The sequence below is a fragment of the Cytobacillus sp. Hm23 genome (assembly GCF_051842895.1).
Taxonomy (GTDB): domain Bacteria; phylum Bacillota; class Bacilli; order Bacillales; family SM2101; genus Nanhaiella.
Map to the genome: position 1 here is coordinate 105,957 of NZ_JBPXRQ010000001.1, position 16,554 is coordinate 122,510.

A 16,554-nucleotide genomic window follows, 5' to 3' on the forward strand; every position below is an offset into this window, starting at 1 on the left:
TGATTTTCTAATCTGAAAGTGCATGCTGCCCATTTAGTGCTTTACAAACTGAACCGAGTAGTCGAACGAGATTTAATTGAAACTCGTTTTTACTTGATAAAATTCTACGTATTGATTTAAAGTGTGGGATTCCTTAGAACGGAAACCCACATTTTCTAATTTACTAGGCCACCTCCTTTGTAATATAGATGCTAACAATGAAACACAAGTAATATTGTTTTTTAATATGTATCGGTTATGAATTAAATTAGGAAAAGGTGATTAATTATGAGTATTTGGGATTGGGTGTCAGATATTTTTCACTTCTTAAGTGATCTATTCTCTACAAACTCGAAGAAAAAGAAAGATGGGGAGGAGTAGAATTATGTAGCATTCACCTTGGATAGGCTATATTAGCTTAAAAATGAAAAGGGCTGCTTTCAGCCCCCTTGATTCAACACAATCATTGATTACTCATCATTTATCATTGGTGCTAATACATCTTCATCAACCATGCCAATTGCATATACTGTTTTTAAATTTACTAGCTTTTGATAACCCTCTATACTTTTCACATCAAAAATATCATCATCTCCGTCCCAATCTGGCTTTAGATATGATGCGTAAATTTCATTACCTCCATCAAATACTAGCTCCGTGATTGAATTCAAATCACTTTCTTCAAGAACTAATTCACTAAAATATTGCATCAGTTCTGGTATTGGAGGATTATCTTCATACCATTCGTAATTATCGACAAATCTTTCTTCTAACTTTTGTAAATCATCTTCAAATCTTGTAAATTCCTCTGATTCAATCAAGCTATTTATCACCACTAATTTAAAATTAAAATCACTAAACAAGCCTGCCTTGTCTTTATATTTATTCAAAATTACATCTCCTTCCACCACAAATTTATTAATGATAAAAACTCACCTTCAGTTTTTTTCGCAATACACGATCGATAATCCTCTCTTTTGTGAAGTGTGAACAATAAAAAAGAGGGGAGGGTGATTAGCTAAAATGAATTATTCAATTTAATTATTGTAGCCTCTATGTGAATGTCGTTCAATAAGGTATAGGCCGAAAATTCAATATATATCCTCTTCAACATATTATAAATATCACTTATTTAATAAGCCTCCGTCCGTTTACTAAAACATAATTTCTATATGTCAGTAGGAGCTTTCTGTGCTACTTTAAGTACCTTTTAGTTCATTCTATCTATACAATTCAAGTGTTGCCACCCCCGTTTGTTTTGATTTACTTCATGTATTGTTGTCCTAAATTTACCATAATTTTTTTGCAACTTCTACATGAATTCATTCGTCTAGCATGTATAAATGAGTTATTTAGGAAGCAGTTAGCAATATTGGTAGGATATTAGTATTTCTTGGATTTAAACAATTGTTGTTGTGCTAAAAACGAGATACTTATAGTGAATACTGTGCCTAATATAATTTTCTTATGGTTACATGTTTAAAGAAAAGGGGTGATTACACTGAAATATATTTATATGATTGTTAGTACTATAATGCTGTTATCAGCTTGTTCTAAATTAGAGAACGTTGATGATAGATTATCACTTGAAGAACAAATTCAAAATTTATTACTTCAAAATCAAATTAATGTTGGAACCATCATTGATTATGATGTTAAAGCTAATCATGTTTTTGTCATTTATCAAAGTGAAAAGTATTTAAGGCCTATAGAAGTAGCAGTTTTAAAAATGGATTATGATAGTATAAAATGGGTTACTGGGTATAAAGATTTTTTGTATGAGGGCTCGTCAACACATTGCCAAAAAAATTCTTTATGTGTAACGTTAATAAGAGAAAGCAATCCTAATATTAAAGATGTGAAAATGTTTGGCAAAACTGCTAAATTAGTTAAATCTTCTATTGAATTGACAGATGGCTACACGGAAGAGGTTAAATATTGGATTATTTATAGCACTTATGACGAATATAACAATGCTATATCCAATGATGTTGAGTACGTGATGAAGTAATGTATAGCTATTAGCTGAATCAGGTGATTATTAAATTTACATATAAGGAGAATATTACTATGAATAATTCATTGGAAGTAATTGAAATTACATCAATTGACGACAACAAAATAGAACTTGCTAAATTGTTAAAGGAAGTTGTTAATAAGGGTGCTTCTGTAGGGTTTTTAGCACCTATAAGCACAGATGCAGCAATAGAGTATTGGAGCAAAGTGCTTACGCCTGGAGTGATTTTGTATATTGCAAAGATTAATAATGAAATTAGAGGAGCCGTTCAGTTGCATTTAGCTATGCATCAAAATGGTACACACAGAGCTGAGGTTTCAAAGTTAATGGTTGACCCAAGTAGTCGAAGATGTGGTATTGCGTCAACACTAATGAAAACTATCGAGTCTAGAGCAACGAAAGAAGGTAGAAGCTTAATAATATTAGATACTAGATTAGGTGATCCATCAAATATTTTATACAAATCCTTGGGTTATGTAGAGTCTGGGACTATACCATCCTATGCACAGTCATCAGATGGTAAACTACAAGGAACTGTTTTTTACTATAAATTATTGGGACTAAAATAACCATGTAGGAGACACTTAAGTAAATTTTTCCATCATTAGATTAGACACCAAAGGAGAGACATTCATGAAATCTGTGAAAATATTATTCATTTTACTAACATTAGGTTTTGGTACTTTAACTGCTTGTAGTTCAGCAGAAACGACTAAGGAAAAAACAAGTAATAATGATCTACAAACATCTGAAAATAAGAAGAATGATACACAAATTGATAAAGACGAACAAACGCACAATGAAAATGCCATGGGAGAAGAAAGCAAAGATCAAGATGAACAATCAAGCGAAGATAATGTGTCAGTTGAAGAAACTATGGAAAATGAAGATCAAACAAACGAGAATAAATCATTACCAGTTCAGATAATTAAAGAAAAATTAAAACTAGGCCAATCGAGTGATGAAGTTGAACATCTTTTGGGAAATGACTATCAGAAAGGGATAGGAGCAAAGAATAGTGAACAATTATGGAGGTATGATTTAGGAAAAGATGAAGATTATAAATCACTTAATGATGAATTCTTTGATGCTATAGACGTTGAAGGTTTAAATAGTGATGTTATTGAGGCTCAATTATTTATTACTTGGTCTGAAGATGGCAAAGTAGAAAAATACTCTATTCATTACCTTAATAACGAAAATGGGAACGTGGACAATTACCGAGTATATTACGATGAAAAAGGAAATATACAAAGAATCATAAAATAATAGCTAATTATACTTACAGATATAGGAGCGTTATATACTCATTTGAGAAAGTAGTTAAGTACGAGTTTACTGTTAAGGACATAAGATCTTTAGATTAAATAAGAATAAGCGAATGAATTGATAAAGGATTGCCACTTCAGTCTAGGCAATCCTTTTTGTTTAATATGTTAAGCATCCAGCGATAATTAAACCAACTGCTATTGATAAAAGTAGTAGGAAAAGACCTACAGCTTGATTATCTTCATCAATTGCTTTAGTAATTTTAAATTGAGGAGTAAGTAATTCTGCTAAGAAAAAGACTACAATTTGTGCGACAATTCCTATGGAGCCCCAAATCATTAAATCAATAAGGTTAAGAGAATTTGCAGATGTAGAATATAGAACTATCCCTAAACCTACTAATCTACCACCAAGAACATAAGCAGCTGCTTTATTCCCACCTGCAATTAATCGAAACTCTTTGTTTTTTGTTGTCAGCTCCATTAAAAATAATCCTATAACAAGCATAATAATATTAGTTCCTAAATAAAGTAAAAAATTTACCATTTGTTATTTCTCCTTAAATGTATTTCTCATTTCCTACCAACGGGTAAGAAATAAGATTCATTTTCCTATGTCTATTCCTAAGCAAACACTATTTTAGATTATTATTAAATTTAAATATTTGTATTGTAAATCTATCCATTGCTTAGTACAAAAGGGTTAAAAAAACATCACTTGTTGTCCTCGTACGGTTCGACAGATATTCTTTAAATCAACCCCCAAATCCTCCTTTTGCTCCAGAACCAAAACCGGACTTTGTAGTAGCATTTTTGTACGTTGAGGTTGATTTGTACGAGTTATAGGCTGAGCTCTTAATCAGTTTACTTTTATTAATATAACTTTTGCCAAATAAAAAATAGTGTCCATAAAAATCGGAATCATCATCATCACATTCCCATACTCCCAACTCATTGTCAAATTCCCAATCTAAACAATCTTCACTATCTGGAACTTCAGGTAAGGTTGATTCCCCGCACCCAGTTAATGAAAGTGATACAACAGCAGCACTTACGCCTGAAATCATTTTCTTTGTCTTGTTAGCTTTCATCAATTAGCCTCCTTTTCACTTAATATTTACTCATACTACCAAATATTATAAACCAATATACAAAAAAAGGATTATCTTCTTTTTGATTAGAACCGTTGAAGTATATTCTAAAATGTTTAATTTTAAACTAAGAATTACAAATAAATACCATCTTTAATTTTGCAACTTTTTTTCAAGAAATTCGTCTTGCATATGAGAAAAAGTTGGACAATATTTATTATTTTAGAATTGAGGAAGGTTTATGAAAAAAATAGTATTTGCTATAGTTTTAATAACGATTACAGTTATAGTGGCATTCATTTTAACTTATACAAATGAAAAAAATACACAGTTTCAGATTTACGGCGGTGTCTTATTAAATATTGGTGTAATTGGAACACTACCAGACATTCAATCCCACAATGTATTATTTCATCAGGCTAACTTAGAACAAATTGCTGACGATAACATACAGTATGATGCTTTCGTATTAACAGAAGATGTTTTTCAAGAAGCATCGTTATCTACAAATAAAGATGTCTTCACGAACAACTTTCATACACCAGTTTTCTTTGTAGGACTATACAAACCTCTCTGGGTGTATTTAGAAGATGATTATAGAGGTACTTATGACGAAGCATTCTCCCGTGATTATATGGGACATACACAAGGATATTTAATGACAGATGCAGAAAACTATCCAACATGGATTTTAGGTAAAGGTCTTTCAAAAGATAAAATAAATGATAAAGAAATCAATGATATATACTATAGTTTATTTAAATTAACCGAAAACATAAAAAATGGCAATGTTGAAAATGCTCTAGACTTTATGCCATATGAATAACCTTTCCACAAACCATATAATTGTAAGACAATTAGGTGAGAAAAGCTAAATCGCAACCGTATATTAAAATAAACGTTTTAAGGGAACCATTTGGATTAATCAATGAATATAAAAAAAAGAATAAGACATGCTGTATAATCACCTAATTTTTATATTTATTTAAAAGCATGCTTATTCCTTTTTTAGTAAGAACTCCTTAATAGTTATTAGTCATTTACACTGATGAAGATAGATTAACAAATTTATTAAAAAGTGGAATTTAGGTAATGAACGTCAGGAAATTAATTTTTGAAGCTGCTCCTTAACCATTTCTTTAAAATCCTTTTTCTCCCAAAGGGTTAATACTTGTTCTACTCCTAGTTGTTCTACTAAATTTATTACAACGCTATAACCTAGAAAATATCCTAATCTTATTTACTTAAAGTGGTAGCATCGTTTAAAGAAATCCATTCTTTAAAAATACGATCACTTGATAATCCTTATTCTAAATCATAAAAAAACTTGTTGGCAATCAGTAATTCAAATTATTTTATAGCTACATTATGATTCGCACTTATTCATTTTTAACAATATTAACAATTAGACTTAGTTATTTAATGAATCCATTAACTGGAAGAAGTATTTAGATTCATGAAACTTATTTAGGTTATACCATGAATGTAATGTGTCTCGTGCGAATACATCTAATGTTTTCAGTACTTCCATAGCAAATTCCAGAGGAGATATCCCTGATGCAGTTACTAAATTCTCATCACATACTACAGGTCCTAATTCATAAAACTGATCTCCTTTATAATTAGGACAGCTCATTTTCATATAATCTAAGTTATTGCTAGTATGTTTTCTAGAGTTTAGGTAGCCAGCATTCGCTAACCCTACAGTTGCACCACAGATTGCAGCAACAATTGTACCACATTTTAAAGCATCTCCAACTCTTGCTAAGATAGGTTGATGAATACTTTCTCCCCATGTATTTCCTCCAGGTAATATTAAAAGATCTTTACTCTTTAAATTACACTCATTAAGCGAAATATCTGGTTGTATGTTCAATCCGCCCATTGTAGTAATCGTTTCTTTATTAGTTCCAACTGTAATTATTTTTAAAGGAGCTAAACCTTTTTTAAAATATCTTCCAGAGTTTAATTCAGCAATTAAATATCCATACTCCCAATCTGACATCGTATCAAATACGTAAAGAAGAACTCTGTTCGTTTGCATCTAATAACACTCCAATCAAAATTATTATAGCAATTATAAAATAACTTCCCTGACAGATAACGTCAGGGAAGTTATTATTTTTCATAAAATTTTATTAAATCCGAAAGAATTTCGATCAGCCTTTCTTTTAGACTTATTGGCTCTTGCACTTGAATCGATTTACCATAAGGCAAAATCATGTGAGGTACATATGTATTTAGTATTTCTTTCTCAAGTAGGAATACCGCTTGATTAGGAGTCCGTTCATGTAAATAATTTTCTAAAAACCAATGTTGGCATAATACATTCAAGGTGTTTTTATTTCCGTTAATAACTAGAGAAATAATCTCATCCTTATCATCCATAGTCGGAAGAATATTTTTTAAAAAAAATTCACGTGCTGAAAAATCTATTGGCTTGTTAAAATGATATTCGGTTTGTATGATGGTATCAATACGCTCAACTTTAAAACTACGTATATCATTTCTAAGATGACAAAATCCAATCACATACCAGTTAGTTTTCCAATAAATAATTGTGTATGGTTCAATTAACCTAAACTTCGATTGCTCGTCGCTACTTTTATGGTATTGTATATTAACAGCGTATCTATCGGCAACTGCCTGCTCTAGTTCTTTTAGGAGAGGGGCCGCAGAGAAGGAGCTTTTTTGATTTATAACTTCAAGACTAGCTTTGCGTTGGCTTATTTTTCTTTCTTGTTCTTGATTGGAATATTTACTTAGTTTTGAAATTGCCCTAGATAGTGCTTCTCCTCCGTAGTATCCCGCTTCTTTTGCAAAAACAGCAGCGTGATATAAGGATGTTTGTTCCTCATTATCAAAAAAAAGAGGAGCTTTGATAAAATGAGTCATTAAAGTATATCCACCGTTATGGCCGGAGTCAGAAATTATAGGTACACCACTTGTAGAAAGTGTATCAATATATCGATACACAGTCCTTATATTGATCTCTAATTTTTCTGAGATTTCGTTTGCAGTTATTTTTTTACCAGTGCTTAGCATCCATAATATTGCTAGTAAATTATCAATTTTAGGCATCTGAAGCCACCTCTAAAATTATTCTCGTTTAGTAAATTTTACTAAACATTAGCTTGTTATTCTACTCATTCCTCAATAATATGTAGTATGTTCAATATGTTATCAAAATTCTTCTAATTAATAAGCTTTTTTACACATGGTCAATTTTTTATTTTCAACATCTTTAGGAAACTATTATGCTACCTTCGGTTATTTCAACAGCTATGTTGCGCCTCAATATAATTGCCATGTGTGTAAGAATAATTCACATGTCAGTACCATGGAATTTATGTACTATATCATCGCACCAAAAAGTTCACTTAATACAAACACAGGCTATTATTAGTCAACTTAGTTTTTTTTAGACAAGACATCTTAACGATAACAAAGAATATGAAACAGTCACTTTTTTTCAACGGACCATATTATAAGAAAATCAATGTTAACCAATATGTATCCCCTCCTAGGTCATTTTCAAAAGAAAGTTAGGAGGGGGTGGAGTGATGATTAATGGTTATACGATATGTTATGCACTTTAAACTGTGGTGCTTGTATTTATGTGCTAAGTCAACTTAATCATTCTTTAATAAATGATCAATTTAACTAAAGAGCATTTGTCGAGACTTGCTAGAATAAAAGCTTTATTCGATCTGTTTTTAATAACGAATTAACTTAACATGCGATTTGACATAGTTATTGACTACTCTGAACAGCAAATACGTATGCTAGTTTACCATCCGGTGTAAAAGTAACAAAAAGTGGTGATGTTCCAGATAAATCAAGTATCGCTATTACTGAATGAGTTTTCACATCAATAGCAGTAATGGTGCCATTTGTCGTCCCCACGCCTCCAGCTATATAAGCAAGTTTTCCGTCGGGAGAAAAAGCAATATCAAATGGTAAAGTTGGCTCGGTAGAAATTGTTGCAACCACATTATGTGTTTTGATATCAATGACAGTGATAGAATTTCCGATTGCATTGGCAACATAAGAGGTTTTTCCATCTGGTGTAATAGCGACAGCTATAGTGTTATCTCCGACAGGTATAGTTGCAATTACTGAATGAGTTTTTACATCAATAACTGAAATAACAGGATCATTCATACTGTTACTGTTAATAACATAGGCAATTTTTCCTGAGAAGGGGGTTGCTGTAAAGGTAGCAGGCGGGAAATTCCCTTCAGGTATTGTAGCTATTACTGAATGGGATTTTGCATCAATAACAAATGTAGCCAAAATAAAAGCACCTCTTCATTTAGTCGTTATTAAAAGGATATGAAATATTTTTTACAGTGATCTACTAATTTATATGGCATGTTAAAATCTCTATTCAATTTTAAGCCGATATTTTATAGACTAGTCATTCCTTCTCCAATCTCAAATTTATATTACACATGGATCGGATACACCTATTTAATCAAGTAGAATGAGCTAACTATATAATGACGAGGATAAGCTACATAACAAAAATATTATACCGTACGTTTACCAAACAAATTACACAATGCTAAAGAGACAAATCATCCTAATGATCACTATAGTGGTATATATAGGTTTACTACAAAGATTTCTTTTTACATGTAATAATATTTGTATTAGGAAATAGAAGATCAATAACTTATAGTAGTTAGATAATATACAAAGCATTTCATACATATTAAAAAATTATCGTAAGGTTAGAAGGGTGGGGGATATGAGTAATAAAATGTATTTTTCAGTATCAACTTATGTAAAAGAAGATTCATGGATAGGAGTACCTGTAAATTATGATTATTGGATTCCATTAATTAAGCACTTTTTAAAACACTCAAATTCAATTGAAATCCATTGTTGGAATGAGGAACAAAAAATTATCGACGAATTAATGCGAATAAATGAGGATTATACTATAGATGTCTTGAATGATATGACCGTTATTAAAACAGTCTTATCTCCAAAATTAGTTAGCCTACTAACAACAAATCACCTAGATAACAAAGGAAAGATAAAATGGTTTTCTTTATTTTTTTACAAAGATGGAAACAGAACCTATAATTCAGAACATTGGGGAACAGAATTTGTTGTCTCTGCTTTAAACAAAGATGAGACTATAACAATTCGTAACATTATGCCAAAGGATACAAATTTCCATGAATATGAATAGGTGTATAGTGTTATCCCGCATGAAAACATACTAGATTAGGCCATTCCACAAATATATATAGACACACGAGCAAAGGTAATGAAAGAAAGCCTCTCTACACAAGTTTTTTCGACTTATAAGTGCAGAGAGGCTTAAGATACATTATTTTTTATGATTTACATAGTTACTTTCTTTTTACGTAAATACTTTTGTAATCCTCTTTCAATAACCATAAAATTAATGATAAGTAATGTAATGATTAAACACGTCCAAAAGGGAATCCAAGGGTGAACTCTTATATCTACAGCACTATTTTGTAACAATGCCATCCATGATTTTGATGTGCTAATCCAATCCCATTGACCAAATGGCCTTAGTATTTTTTCTTGAGCAATAAAAACTTGAATGATCGCTAGTTGAGCAAGTAAAGTTGTCGTCTTAGCGAGATCAGACGTAAAATTAACGATAATTTTAGGGTACAGATGAGGTAAATAATAGAAACGATAATTCTTTAGTGCCGAATTCCCTACAGCTACACCTGATTTGACGTACTCAGAACTCGAAAGCTTGTCTAACTCATTTGACATTAGATGTACAACAGCACCTAACTCAACAAGTGCTATGAGTAAAATCATCCAAAACGGTCTCCATTCACTAAGTACGAGCTGTGGAATTGCCGAAATGATTAAAACAAAAATTATAGTTGGGACATAGCTCAATAAATCATTCCAAAATGTGATGATTCTTCTAAATATACTGTTTGAATTTCTAACAGCAAAGCTAATGATTATGGCTAAAACGTATCTTAACAAAACAATGCCAACGATTAAAGTCAGTGTGTTCTTTGCTCCAACAATGAATAATTCAATTAGATCTCTACCAAATTCGTCAGTTCCAAGTGGATACTCATCCATAGGAGCAACAGGTGGCATGAATAACTTTTCATTGATGTATAAATGCTGAACACGGGTCATGTCAAATATCGGTAGAATACTAGTTATAATGCTTATCATAAGTAATAAACTTATCGATAATAATCCGATCGTTAATTGCCAATTTTCTTTTATCTTTGCTTTCAAAAAAGTTATGCTTTTTCTAAAAAGATTATTTGAATTGTTAACAGTAGCAAAGCTAAGCTGATCATCGACGTTAAATGTCGGGGTTAAGAAAGTCTGTAATAACCTCGTGATGAGTATTGTAAAGAAAATGATCAACATAAAGGTGATAAGAAAAGCAATTTGTGTTTGATATTCCCAATATCTTGTCGCTACGATAAATCGGTACGCGGCTCCCTTATAATCTGTGAAAAGCTCAATAACTGGTAAGCTTGTTAAAATGTAAATCATCATTTTTGGAGCAGCGCTCAATATACTGTTCCATGAATTCCATAATCCGTGAATGAAAATCTTCCGAAACTTTGACATACCTTTTGCTGATAAATAGACCATATACAGTTTACTATCCTCAAGCGTCAGATTATTATACATCACTCTCACCATGTAGATTGCTGGATATATGGATAAAATAATGGTGGGGATGAGTATATTACTAGCTTGTTCATGACCATAAAGATCAATTCTTGGAAGTCCATATACAGGAAACTTAATTAATACGAGTTGTAAACATAGAAGTAAAAAGAAATCCGGTATTGTAAACAATAAATCTAAAAAGGATTTTATGTATTTAAAAAATCTCTTATTTCTAAAATAGTATATAATTAAGCCAATTAATGATCCACCGACAAATCCCATTAAGAATGCAGGAGCAATCAGTTTAATACTTCTTCCCATATATCTCTTTATTTCTTCGCTTACTTCGGCCCCCGTATAAGATAGTCCAAAACCTTTGTTTTCTTTAATACTCGTAATAAAATTAGTTATTTGATTTTTATATGCTTCAAATCCAGTAATGTAATGTAATTGAACCCCATTTCCATCATTCAAATCCGCATTATACGATTCCCTCGGTATTAAAATGATAAGACTCATAATTAAGAATATTAAGACAATATAAACTGTACTTTGCGCTAACTGCTTCAAAATTTACCTCCTCTGTAGAATTTGTAGAATATTGCAATATAATGTATGTATTATACCAAAAAAATGGATTTTTGAGAATAATTTAGAAAAATTTTGTAAATTTTTATAAGAAGTTATATAACAGAGTTTACAGTAAACAGCGTAGCAGAGGGAGTCTCTAGTAATATAGCAAAGCATACTTTTCTAGAATTAACTTCCATTAAGTAGGGGTTTCTTAAATTCAATTAATGATCTGTATAAGTTACAAAAGGTTAAGTTCTTAATTTTAAAGGCAGCTATCTCACACATATAGTAGCTTTTTGAAATTTTTATAGTTCATTTACTCATTTTAATCTTCTAGAAGGCGTAGGATGTTCTGTATATTTTAACTTGAATAATACGATGTTCATGATTTGCTCTATTGATAGATGTATGCCATCGGATTTAAAATACCATTAATTAGAATAACTGGATATTTATCGACTCTAAAAAGGAATTCATTAAATATATTCATAGACCCACGAGCAAGATAATGATAGAATTCCTCTCTACACATGTTTCTTCAATTTATAGGCGTAGAGAGGCTTAAATTAAATTTTTCTTTATGATGTCTACAATTACTTACTTTTTGCCAAAAAACTTTTGTAGCCCTTTTTCAATAGCCATAAAATTAAGAATGAGCAACGTGATAGCTAAACACGTCCAAAATGGAATCCAAGGGTGAATCCTAACATCTACAGCACTATTTTGCAATAATGCCATCCATGATTGTGAAGTGCTTACCCACACCCATTCTCCAGTAAAAAGTTGAACTTTCTCATGAGCTATAAAAACGCTAATAATAGTTAGCTGCGCTAGTAAGGTAGTCGTTTTTGCGAGATCAGATGTAAAATTAACCATTATTTTTGGATATAGATGAGGCAAATAATAATAACGGTAATTTTTTAGAGCCGAATTCCCTACAGCAACACCTGATTTGACGTACTCAGAATTCGAGAGCTTGTCTAGTTCATTAGATATAAGATGTACAACAGCCCCTAGTTCGACAATTGCAATGAGTATAATCATCCAAAACGTTCTCCATTCACTCAAAACAAGGCGTGGAATCGTTGCAATAAGTAAAACAAAAATTATTGTTGGAACATAGCTTAGTAAACCATTCCAAAATGATATGATCCTTCGAAATGCATTATTTGTATTCCTAATAATAAAACTAATGATAAACGCTAAAACGTATCTTAGTAACACAATGCCAACGATCAATGTCAGCGTATTTTTTGCGCCAACTATGATAAGATTTATTATGCTTCTTCCATATTCATCCGTTCCAAATGGGTATTCATCCATTGGAGGTACTGGCGGCATATATAACTTATCATCGATCCATATATGCTTAACTCGTGTAATATCATATAATGGTAGAATACTAGCTAAAATACTAAACAGAAGCAATGAACAAATCGTTAATGATCCGATAGTTAATTGCCAATTCACTTTCATTTTTTTTATCATAAAAGAATTGGTTCTTCTTAATACCCTAGTTGTATTTGGAACTGTAGTTGAACTGACTTGATTTCCATCATTAAATATCGGGGTTAAGAAAAATTGTAGTGTTTTCGTTATGATGATAGTCAAGAAGATAGTCAGCATAAAAGCTAAAAGTAAACCAATCTGTGTATTAATTTCATAAGCCTTAGTCCAAGCATCTGCAGCAATTAGAAATCTATATCCTGCCCCTTTATAGTCTGTAAAAAGCTCAATAATTGGTAAGCTTGTTAAAATATAAATCATCATTTTTGGAGCAGCACTTAATATACTATTCCAAGAATTCCATAATCCATGAATGAAAATTTTCCTGAAATTTGACAATCCTTTTGCTGATAAATAAACCATATAGAGTTTACTATCCTCAAGCATAAGATTGTTAAACATCACTCTCACCATGTAGATTGCTGGATAAATGGATAAAATGATCGTAGGGATGAGAATATTACTAACTTCTTCATGTCCATATAGATCAACCCGCGGAAGTCCATATACTGGAAACTTTATTATTATAAGCTGCAAACAAAGAAGTAGAAAGAAATCGGGTATCGTAAATAGTACATCCAAAAATGATTTTATGTAGTTGAATAACTTTTTATTTCTAAAGTAATAAATAATTAAACCAATTAATGATCCACCGATAAACCCAAATAAAAATGCAGGAATAATGAGTTTAAGACTTCTTCCCATATACCTTTTCACTTCATCCATTACTTCAAGCCCTGTATAAGATAGTCCTAAACCTTTGTTTTCTTTTACGCTGGATATAAAACCCTTTACACTTTCTTTATATGCGTCCCATCCAATAGGGTAGTTTAAATGAATGCCACTTCCTTCTAGTGATAAATAATACTGTCTAAGAATTAATATAATTAGACACATAAATAAGAATATAATGACAATATAAAGCGAATTGCGCGACAATTGTTTCAAAATTTCCCTCCTATGTAGAATATTGTAATATAATGTTTTGTATTATATCAAAAAAATGGATTTTCGAGAATAATTTAGTGAAAATTAGCGAATTATTATATAACGAAGATTTAAGCAGTGGTTAATGGGTTAATTCAAATTTTATAGCAGAGGAAATTGTTATTAATGAAGAAAGGGATTCCTATATTTTAGCTGCATTATCAATCTATTTACACCCAATATTGGTTACGAGATAAGTAGTTTTTAATTTTAAAGCCATTTATATTTCTCATATATGTAGCAAATTTATTAGTTCTTTTGTCAAGGATGGTAATTCAAATTATTCTTTTTAATATTTTAGAGAGCATAGGTTGTTCTGTATATTTTAACTTGAATAATATGATGTACATAATTTGCTCCATTAATGAATGGGCATATAACCCTTGAATACTTTCATAGCATTTAGTTTTGAAGTTATATACACAAATATTATTAACGAAAAATCTATCATTAGCCTCATCGTTTTTTTTATCTTCAATTAATATTAAATAATATCTACAGTATTCAGGTTCAGAAATGTTAGCATATTGTATTTCTAGTTCGTCGTGTCTTTCTCCAGTTCTCTTTTTAATTAATTTTACCTCACATATTTTATCAAATAGATTATGCATGAGAAACACCCCTAAACATATTGGATGTTTCTATCATCTCCAACAACTATGGGATAAATACATGAACTTCGTATTAAAACGTTCATGTCATTTATTTTTTGTTCAAATCATCCAAGAAGGCAAAGAGTGATGATGTTAGTTTTCATCCCTTAGCACGAAATATAGAATAGATAGTTTATATTTAAGACTTATTAAACCTAGAAATGAACCAAAGACTCTTTTCGGAAACATTGTTGCTATTGTTATAAATTTAGTTCTATAAAAAATGGTTTTATATTGTTAGTTATCGTTGAACGGTTGAACCGTCTATTAGAATTTGGTAATTGGTGAATGCAATAACAGGCTAACATACTCAATTTTTAACACGACAAAATACTGTGCACCTAAAATGATTAAACCTATGAGGTTACAATATTAAAAGGCCATAGGATTACTATAGTCTAGTTTGTCAACTACAAGAATAAAGAAATGAGAATGATAACTAAGTAAGAGTGATAAAGAGGAGGTATAGCAAATACTACTAAGGAATAAACTTCTATATAAACAACTCTAACAACAATAATTTTGGAGGGGAGTATGTATATGGAATTTGTAAAAGCAGAACATTTAAAGAGCTTGTATAGTGTAAAAGGTAGCTTTTATAATATAGAAATAGAAAATCAAGTGTTTGAATGTAGAAATTATGCGGAAATCTACCACAAGAAAAACAAATGTCATTCCAAGTATGACGCAGTGTTTGTCCTAGTAAACCCAGGTTTATGCTCACCCAAGTACTCAACATATCAAATCCCTCATTACAAAAAGGGAGATATTCCTAAAAACTTCACTCCCGCTAAAACTGACAATACCCAATATCAAATTATGCGTTGCATGCTATTAAAACAATGGAATAACGTTCTTATAATTAATCTTTCAGATATTAGGGCAGGTAATTTAACTAAGTTTAAACAAATGGTAAACGAAGCGACTAGTAAAGGCTTTGAATCCCACAGCATTTTTTCAAGTGAGCGTAAAGAAGAGCTAAAAGATGTATTGACGAGAAGTAAGGGACCTATCATATTGGCGTGGGGCACTAATCCAATAGTGAAAAATCTAGCAGAGAAAGCGTATGCCTCACTACCTCTAGAGAAAATTGTTGGGATAGAACATACGAATAGACCTTTTTATTATCATGCAAGTCCTACTCCTTTAGAAGGGAAGATAAAATGGTTGAAAGAAATAAATGAAAGAATTTCTTGAAGTTTTAGACGCTATAGTATTTTTTTGTTATTCCCTGATGATAGCAATCGGTAATTAGCCGCATATACAAAGAACCACATAATTTTTTTTATCATTAACTATTAATTAGCAATGGCTTATTTATAGCTTTAGCTGATAATCACTGTGGTAAGAGATCTTGATGATATGGAGTCTTATTTGATTAAAAACATTACTTACTAATAAATGAAAGCTTCAATTTAAACAGCGGGGCATTGATTACTTAACATCAAGAGAATTATGTTTTAATCGTTGTTTTATATTTGTGTTCTAGAAGTCGTTTCAGCCCCAGAAGTATGAGAGGTTTTCACATACCTGACTAAAATAGAAAAAACGGATTGTCAATATCCGTTTTTTCTGATAGCTATTTATATTGTGACAACCGCAAGCATACGGTATTATTGTAAACTAGGTACAGAGAAGTGCTAGGACGAATTTATACTTTTGGAGAAAAAGGACCTGGCTCCCACTCATTTAGCGACAGGCCTCTTTCGCTATTATTATGTTTATATTCATAAGTATGATCAATGCTTAATGTATTGGAAGATATTGATATGATACTAAGCATTGCAATCAATAATACGATTTTCTTCATATTAACAAATCCTCTCGTT

16 protein-coding genes are annotated in these 16,554 nt (G+C 31.1%); 6 read left to right on the forward strand and 10 right to left on the reverse strand.

The window, feature by feature from the left end; translation table 11 throughout:
• Positions 1-449: 449 nt before the first annotated feature.
• On the reverse strand, positions 450-890 hold the full coding sequence (locus ACSVDA_RS00485) for a DUF6892 domain-containing protein (protein ID WP_485879908.1): 441 nt from the start codon (positions 888-890) through the stop codon (positions 450-452).
• Between the two features lie 605 nt (positions 891-1,495).
• Here ACSVDA_RS00485 and ACSVDA_RS00490 point away from each other — a divergent pair.
• The 3 genes from ACSVDA_RS00490 to ACSVDA_RS00500 all read left to right on the forward strand — a co-directional run bounded on the left by ACSVDA_RS00490 (position 1,496) and on the right by ACSVDA_RS00500 (position 3,265).
• A complete protein-coding gene (locus tag ACSVDA_RS00490) occupies positions 1,496-1,990 on the forward strand; it encodes a hypothetical protein (protein ID WP_485879910.1) in 495 nt (164 codons plus the stop codon).
• A 59-nt stretch (positions 1,991-2,049) separates the two neighbouring features.
• On the forward strand, positions 2,050-2,565 hold the full coding sequence (locus ACSVDA_RS00495) for a GNAT family N-acetyltransferase (RefSeq protein ID WP_485879912.1): 516 nt from the start codon (positions 2,050-2,052) through the stop codon (positions 2,563-2,565).
• A gap of 64 nt (positions 2,566-2,629) precedes the next feature.
• Entirely contained in the window at positions 2,630-3,265 is a 636-nt protein-coding gene (locus ACSVDA_RS00500) for a hypothetical protein (RefSeq protein ID WP_485879914.1), read from the forward strand.
• A 159-nt stretch (positions 3,266-3,424) separates the two neighbouring features.
• Here ACSVDA_RS00500 and ACSVDA_RS00505 read toward each other — a convergent pair whose 3' ends face one another.
• Positions 3,425-3,811 carry a DUF350 domain-containing protein gene (locus tag ACSVDA_RS00505; protein ID WP_485879916.1) on the reverse strand — a complete coding sequence of 129 codons (387 nt, stop codon included), beginning with the start codon at positions 3,809-3,811 and terminating at the stop codon, positions 3,425-3,427.
• A 208-nt stretch (positions 3,812-4,019) separates the two neighbouring features.
• Positions 4,020-4,355 carry a hypothetical protein gene (locus ACSVDA_RS00510; protein WP_485879918.1) on the reverse strand — a complete coding sequence of 112 codons (336 nt, stop codon included), beginning with the start codon at positions 4,353-4,355 and terminating at the stop codon, positions 4,020-4,022.
• 241 nt (positions 4,356-4,596) lie between these two features.
• Here ACSVDA_RS00510 and ACSVDA_RS00515 point away from each other — a divergent pair, with 241 nt between their 5' ends.
• Positions 4,597-5,181 carry a hypothetical protein gene (locus ACSVDA_RS00515; RefSeq protein ID WP_485879920.1) on the forward strand — a complete coding sequence of 195 codons (585 nt, stop codon included), beginning with the start codon at positions 4,597-4,599 and terminating at the stop codon, positions 5,179-5,181.
• A gap of 585 nt (positions 5,182-5,766) precedes the next feature.
• Here the strand turns inward: ACSVDA_RS00515 and ACSVDA_RS00520 are convergent.
• The 3 genes from ACSVDA_RS00520 to ACSVDA_RS00530 form a co-directional block, all read right to left on the reverse strand.
• A complete protein-coding gene (locus ACSVDA_RS00520) occupies positions 5,767-6,399 on the reverse strand; it encodes a type 1 glutamine amidotransferase family protein (RefSeq protein ID WP_485879922.1) in 633 nt (210 codons plus the stop codon).
• 74 nt (positions 6,400-6,473) lie between these two features.
• Positions 6,474-7,436 carry a helix-turn-helix transcriptional regulator gene (locus ACSVDA_RS00525; protein WP_485879924.1) on the reverse strand — a complete coding sequence of 321 codons (963 nt, stop codon included), beginning with the start codon at positions 7,434-7,436 and terminating at the stop codon, positions 6,474-6,476.
• A gap of 672 nt (positions 7,437-8,108) precedes the next feature.
• Positions 8,109-8,651, reverse strand: coding sequence for a YncE family protein (locus ACSVDA_RS00530; protein ID WP_485879926.1), 543 nt, complete (start codon positions 8,649-8,651; stop codon positions 8,109-8,111).
• A gap of 457 nt (positions 8,652-9,108) precedes the next feature.
• Between ACSVDA_RS00530 and ACSVDA_RS00535 the strand changes: the two genes are divergently transcribed.
• A complete protein-coding gene (locus ACSVDA_RS00535) occupies positions 9,109-9,558 on the forward strand; it encodes a hypothetical protein (RefSeq protein WP_485879928.1) in 450 nt (149 codons plus the stop codon).
• Positions 9,559-9,713: 155 nt separating this feature from the next.
• On the opposite strand, the gene ACSVDA_RS00540 is transcribed toward ACSVDA_RS00535, so the two are convergent.
• The 3 genes from ACSVDA_RS00540 to ACSVDA_RS00550 form a co-directional block, all read right to left on the reverse strand.
• Positions 9,714-11,576, reverse strand: coding sequence for an ABC transporter permease subunit (locus ACSVDA_RS00540; RefSeq protein ID WP_485879930.1), 1,863 nt, complete (start codon positions 11,574-11,576; stop codon positions 9,714-9,716).
• A gap of 600 nt (positions 11,577-12,176) precedes the next feature.
• Positions 12,177-14,033: an ABC transporter permease subunit gene (locus tag ACSVDA_RS00545; RefSeq protein WP_485879932.1), complete on the reverse strand. Its 1,857-nt coding sequence runs from the start codon at positions 14,031-14,033 to the stop codon at positions 12,177-12,179.
• A gap of 314 nt (positions 14,034-14,347) precedes the next feature.
• The gene (locus ACSVDA_RS00550; protein ID WP_485879934.1) at positions 14,348-14,683 is read right to left on the reverse strand and encodes a hypothetical protein; all 336 of its coding nucleotides are present in this window, start codon (positions 14,681-14,683) and stop codon (positions 14,348-14,350) included.
• A 582-nt stretch (positions 14,684-15,265) separates the two neighbouring features.
• Here ACSVDA_RS00550 and ACSVDA_RS00555 point away from each other — a divergent pair.
• A complete protein-coding gene (locus ACSVDA_RS00555) occupies positions 15,266-15,922 on the forward strand; it encodes a hypothetical protein (RefSeq protein WP_485879936.1) in 657 nt (218 codons plus the stop codon).
• 454 nt (positions 15,923-16,376) lie between these two features.
• On the opposite strand, the gene ACSVDA_RS00560 is transcribed toward ACSVDA_RS00555, so the two are convergent.
• Positions 16,377-16,535 (reverse strand): hypothetical protein, encoded by a 159-nt coding sequence (locus ACSVDA_RS00560; protein ID WP_485879938.1) that lies wholly within the window; start codon positions 16,533-16,535, stop codon positions 16,377-16,379.
• Positions 16,536-16,554: the final 19 nt, after the last annotated feature.

Excerpts from the sequence above, each read along its gene's own strand:
- ACSVDA_RS00510 (WP_485879918.1), bottom strand. The coding sequence starts at position 4,355 with ATGAAAGCTAACAAGACAAAGAAAATGATTTCAGGCGTAAGTGCTGCT.
- ACSVDA_RS00520 (WP_485879922.1), bottom strand. The coding sequence starts at position 6,399 with ATGCAAACGAACAGAGTTCTTCTTTACGTATTTGATACGATGTCAGAT.
- ACSVDA_RS00490 (WP_485879910.1), top strand. The coding sequence starts at position 1,496 with ATGATTGTTAGTACTATAATGCTGTTATCAGCTTGTTCTAAATTAGAG.
- ACSVDA_RS00525 (WP_485879924.1), bottom strand. The coding sequence starts at position 7,436 with ATGCCTAAAATTGATAATTTACTAGCAATATTATGGATGCTAAGCACT.
- ACSVDA_RS00495 (WP_485879912.1), top strand. The coding sequence starts at position 2,050 with ATGAATAATTCATTGGAAGTAATTGAAATTACATCAATTGACGACAAC.
- ACSVDA_RS00505 (WP_485879916.1), bottom strand. The coding sequence starts at position 3,811 with ATGGTAAATTTTTTACTTTATTTAGGAACTAATATTATTATGCTTGTT.
- ACSVDA_RS00500 (WP_485879914.1), top strand. The coding sequence starts at position 2,630 with ATGAAATCTGTGAAAATATTATTCATTTTACTAACATTAGGTTTTGGT.
- ACSVDA_RS00560 (WP_485879938.1), bottom strand. The coding sequence starts at position 16,535 with ATGAAGAAAATCGTATTATTGATTGCAATGCTTAGTATCATATCAATA.
- ACSVDA_RS00535 (WP_485879928.1), top strand. The coding sequence starts at position 9,109 with ATGAGTAATAAAATGTATTTTTCAGTATCAACTTATGTAAAAGAAGAT.
- ACSVDA_RS00515 (WP_485879920.1), top strand. The coding sequence starts at position 4,597 with ATGAAAAAAATAGTATTTGCTATAGTTTTAATAACGATTACAGTTATA.
- ACSVDA_RS00550 (WP_485879934.1), bottom strand. The coding sequence starts at position 14,683 with ATGCATAATCTATTTGATAAAATATGTGAGGTAAAATTAATTAAAAAG.
- ACSVDA_RS00555 (WP_485879936.1), top strand. The coding sequence starts at position 15,266 with ATGGAATTTGTAAAAGCAGAACATTTAAAGAGCTTGTATAGTGTAAAA.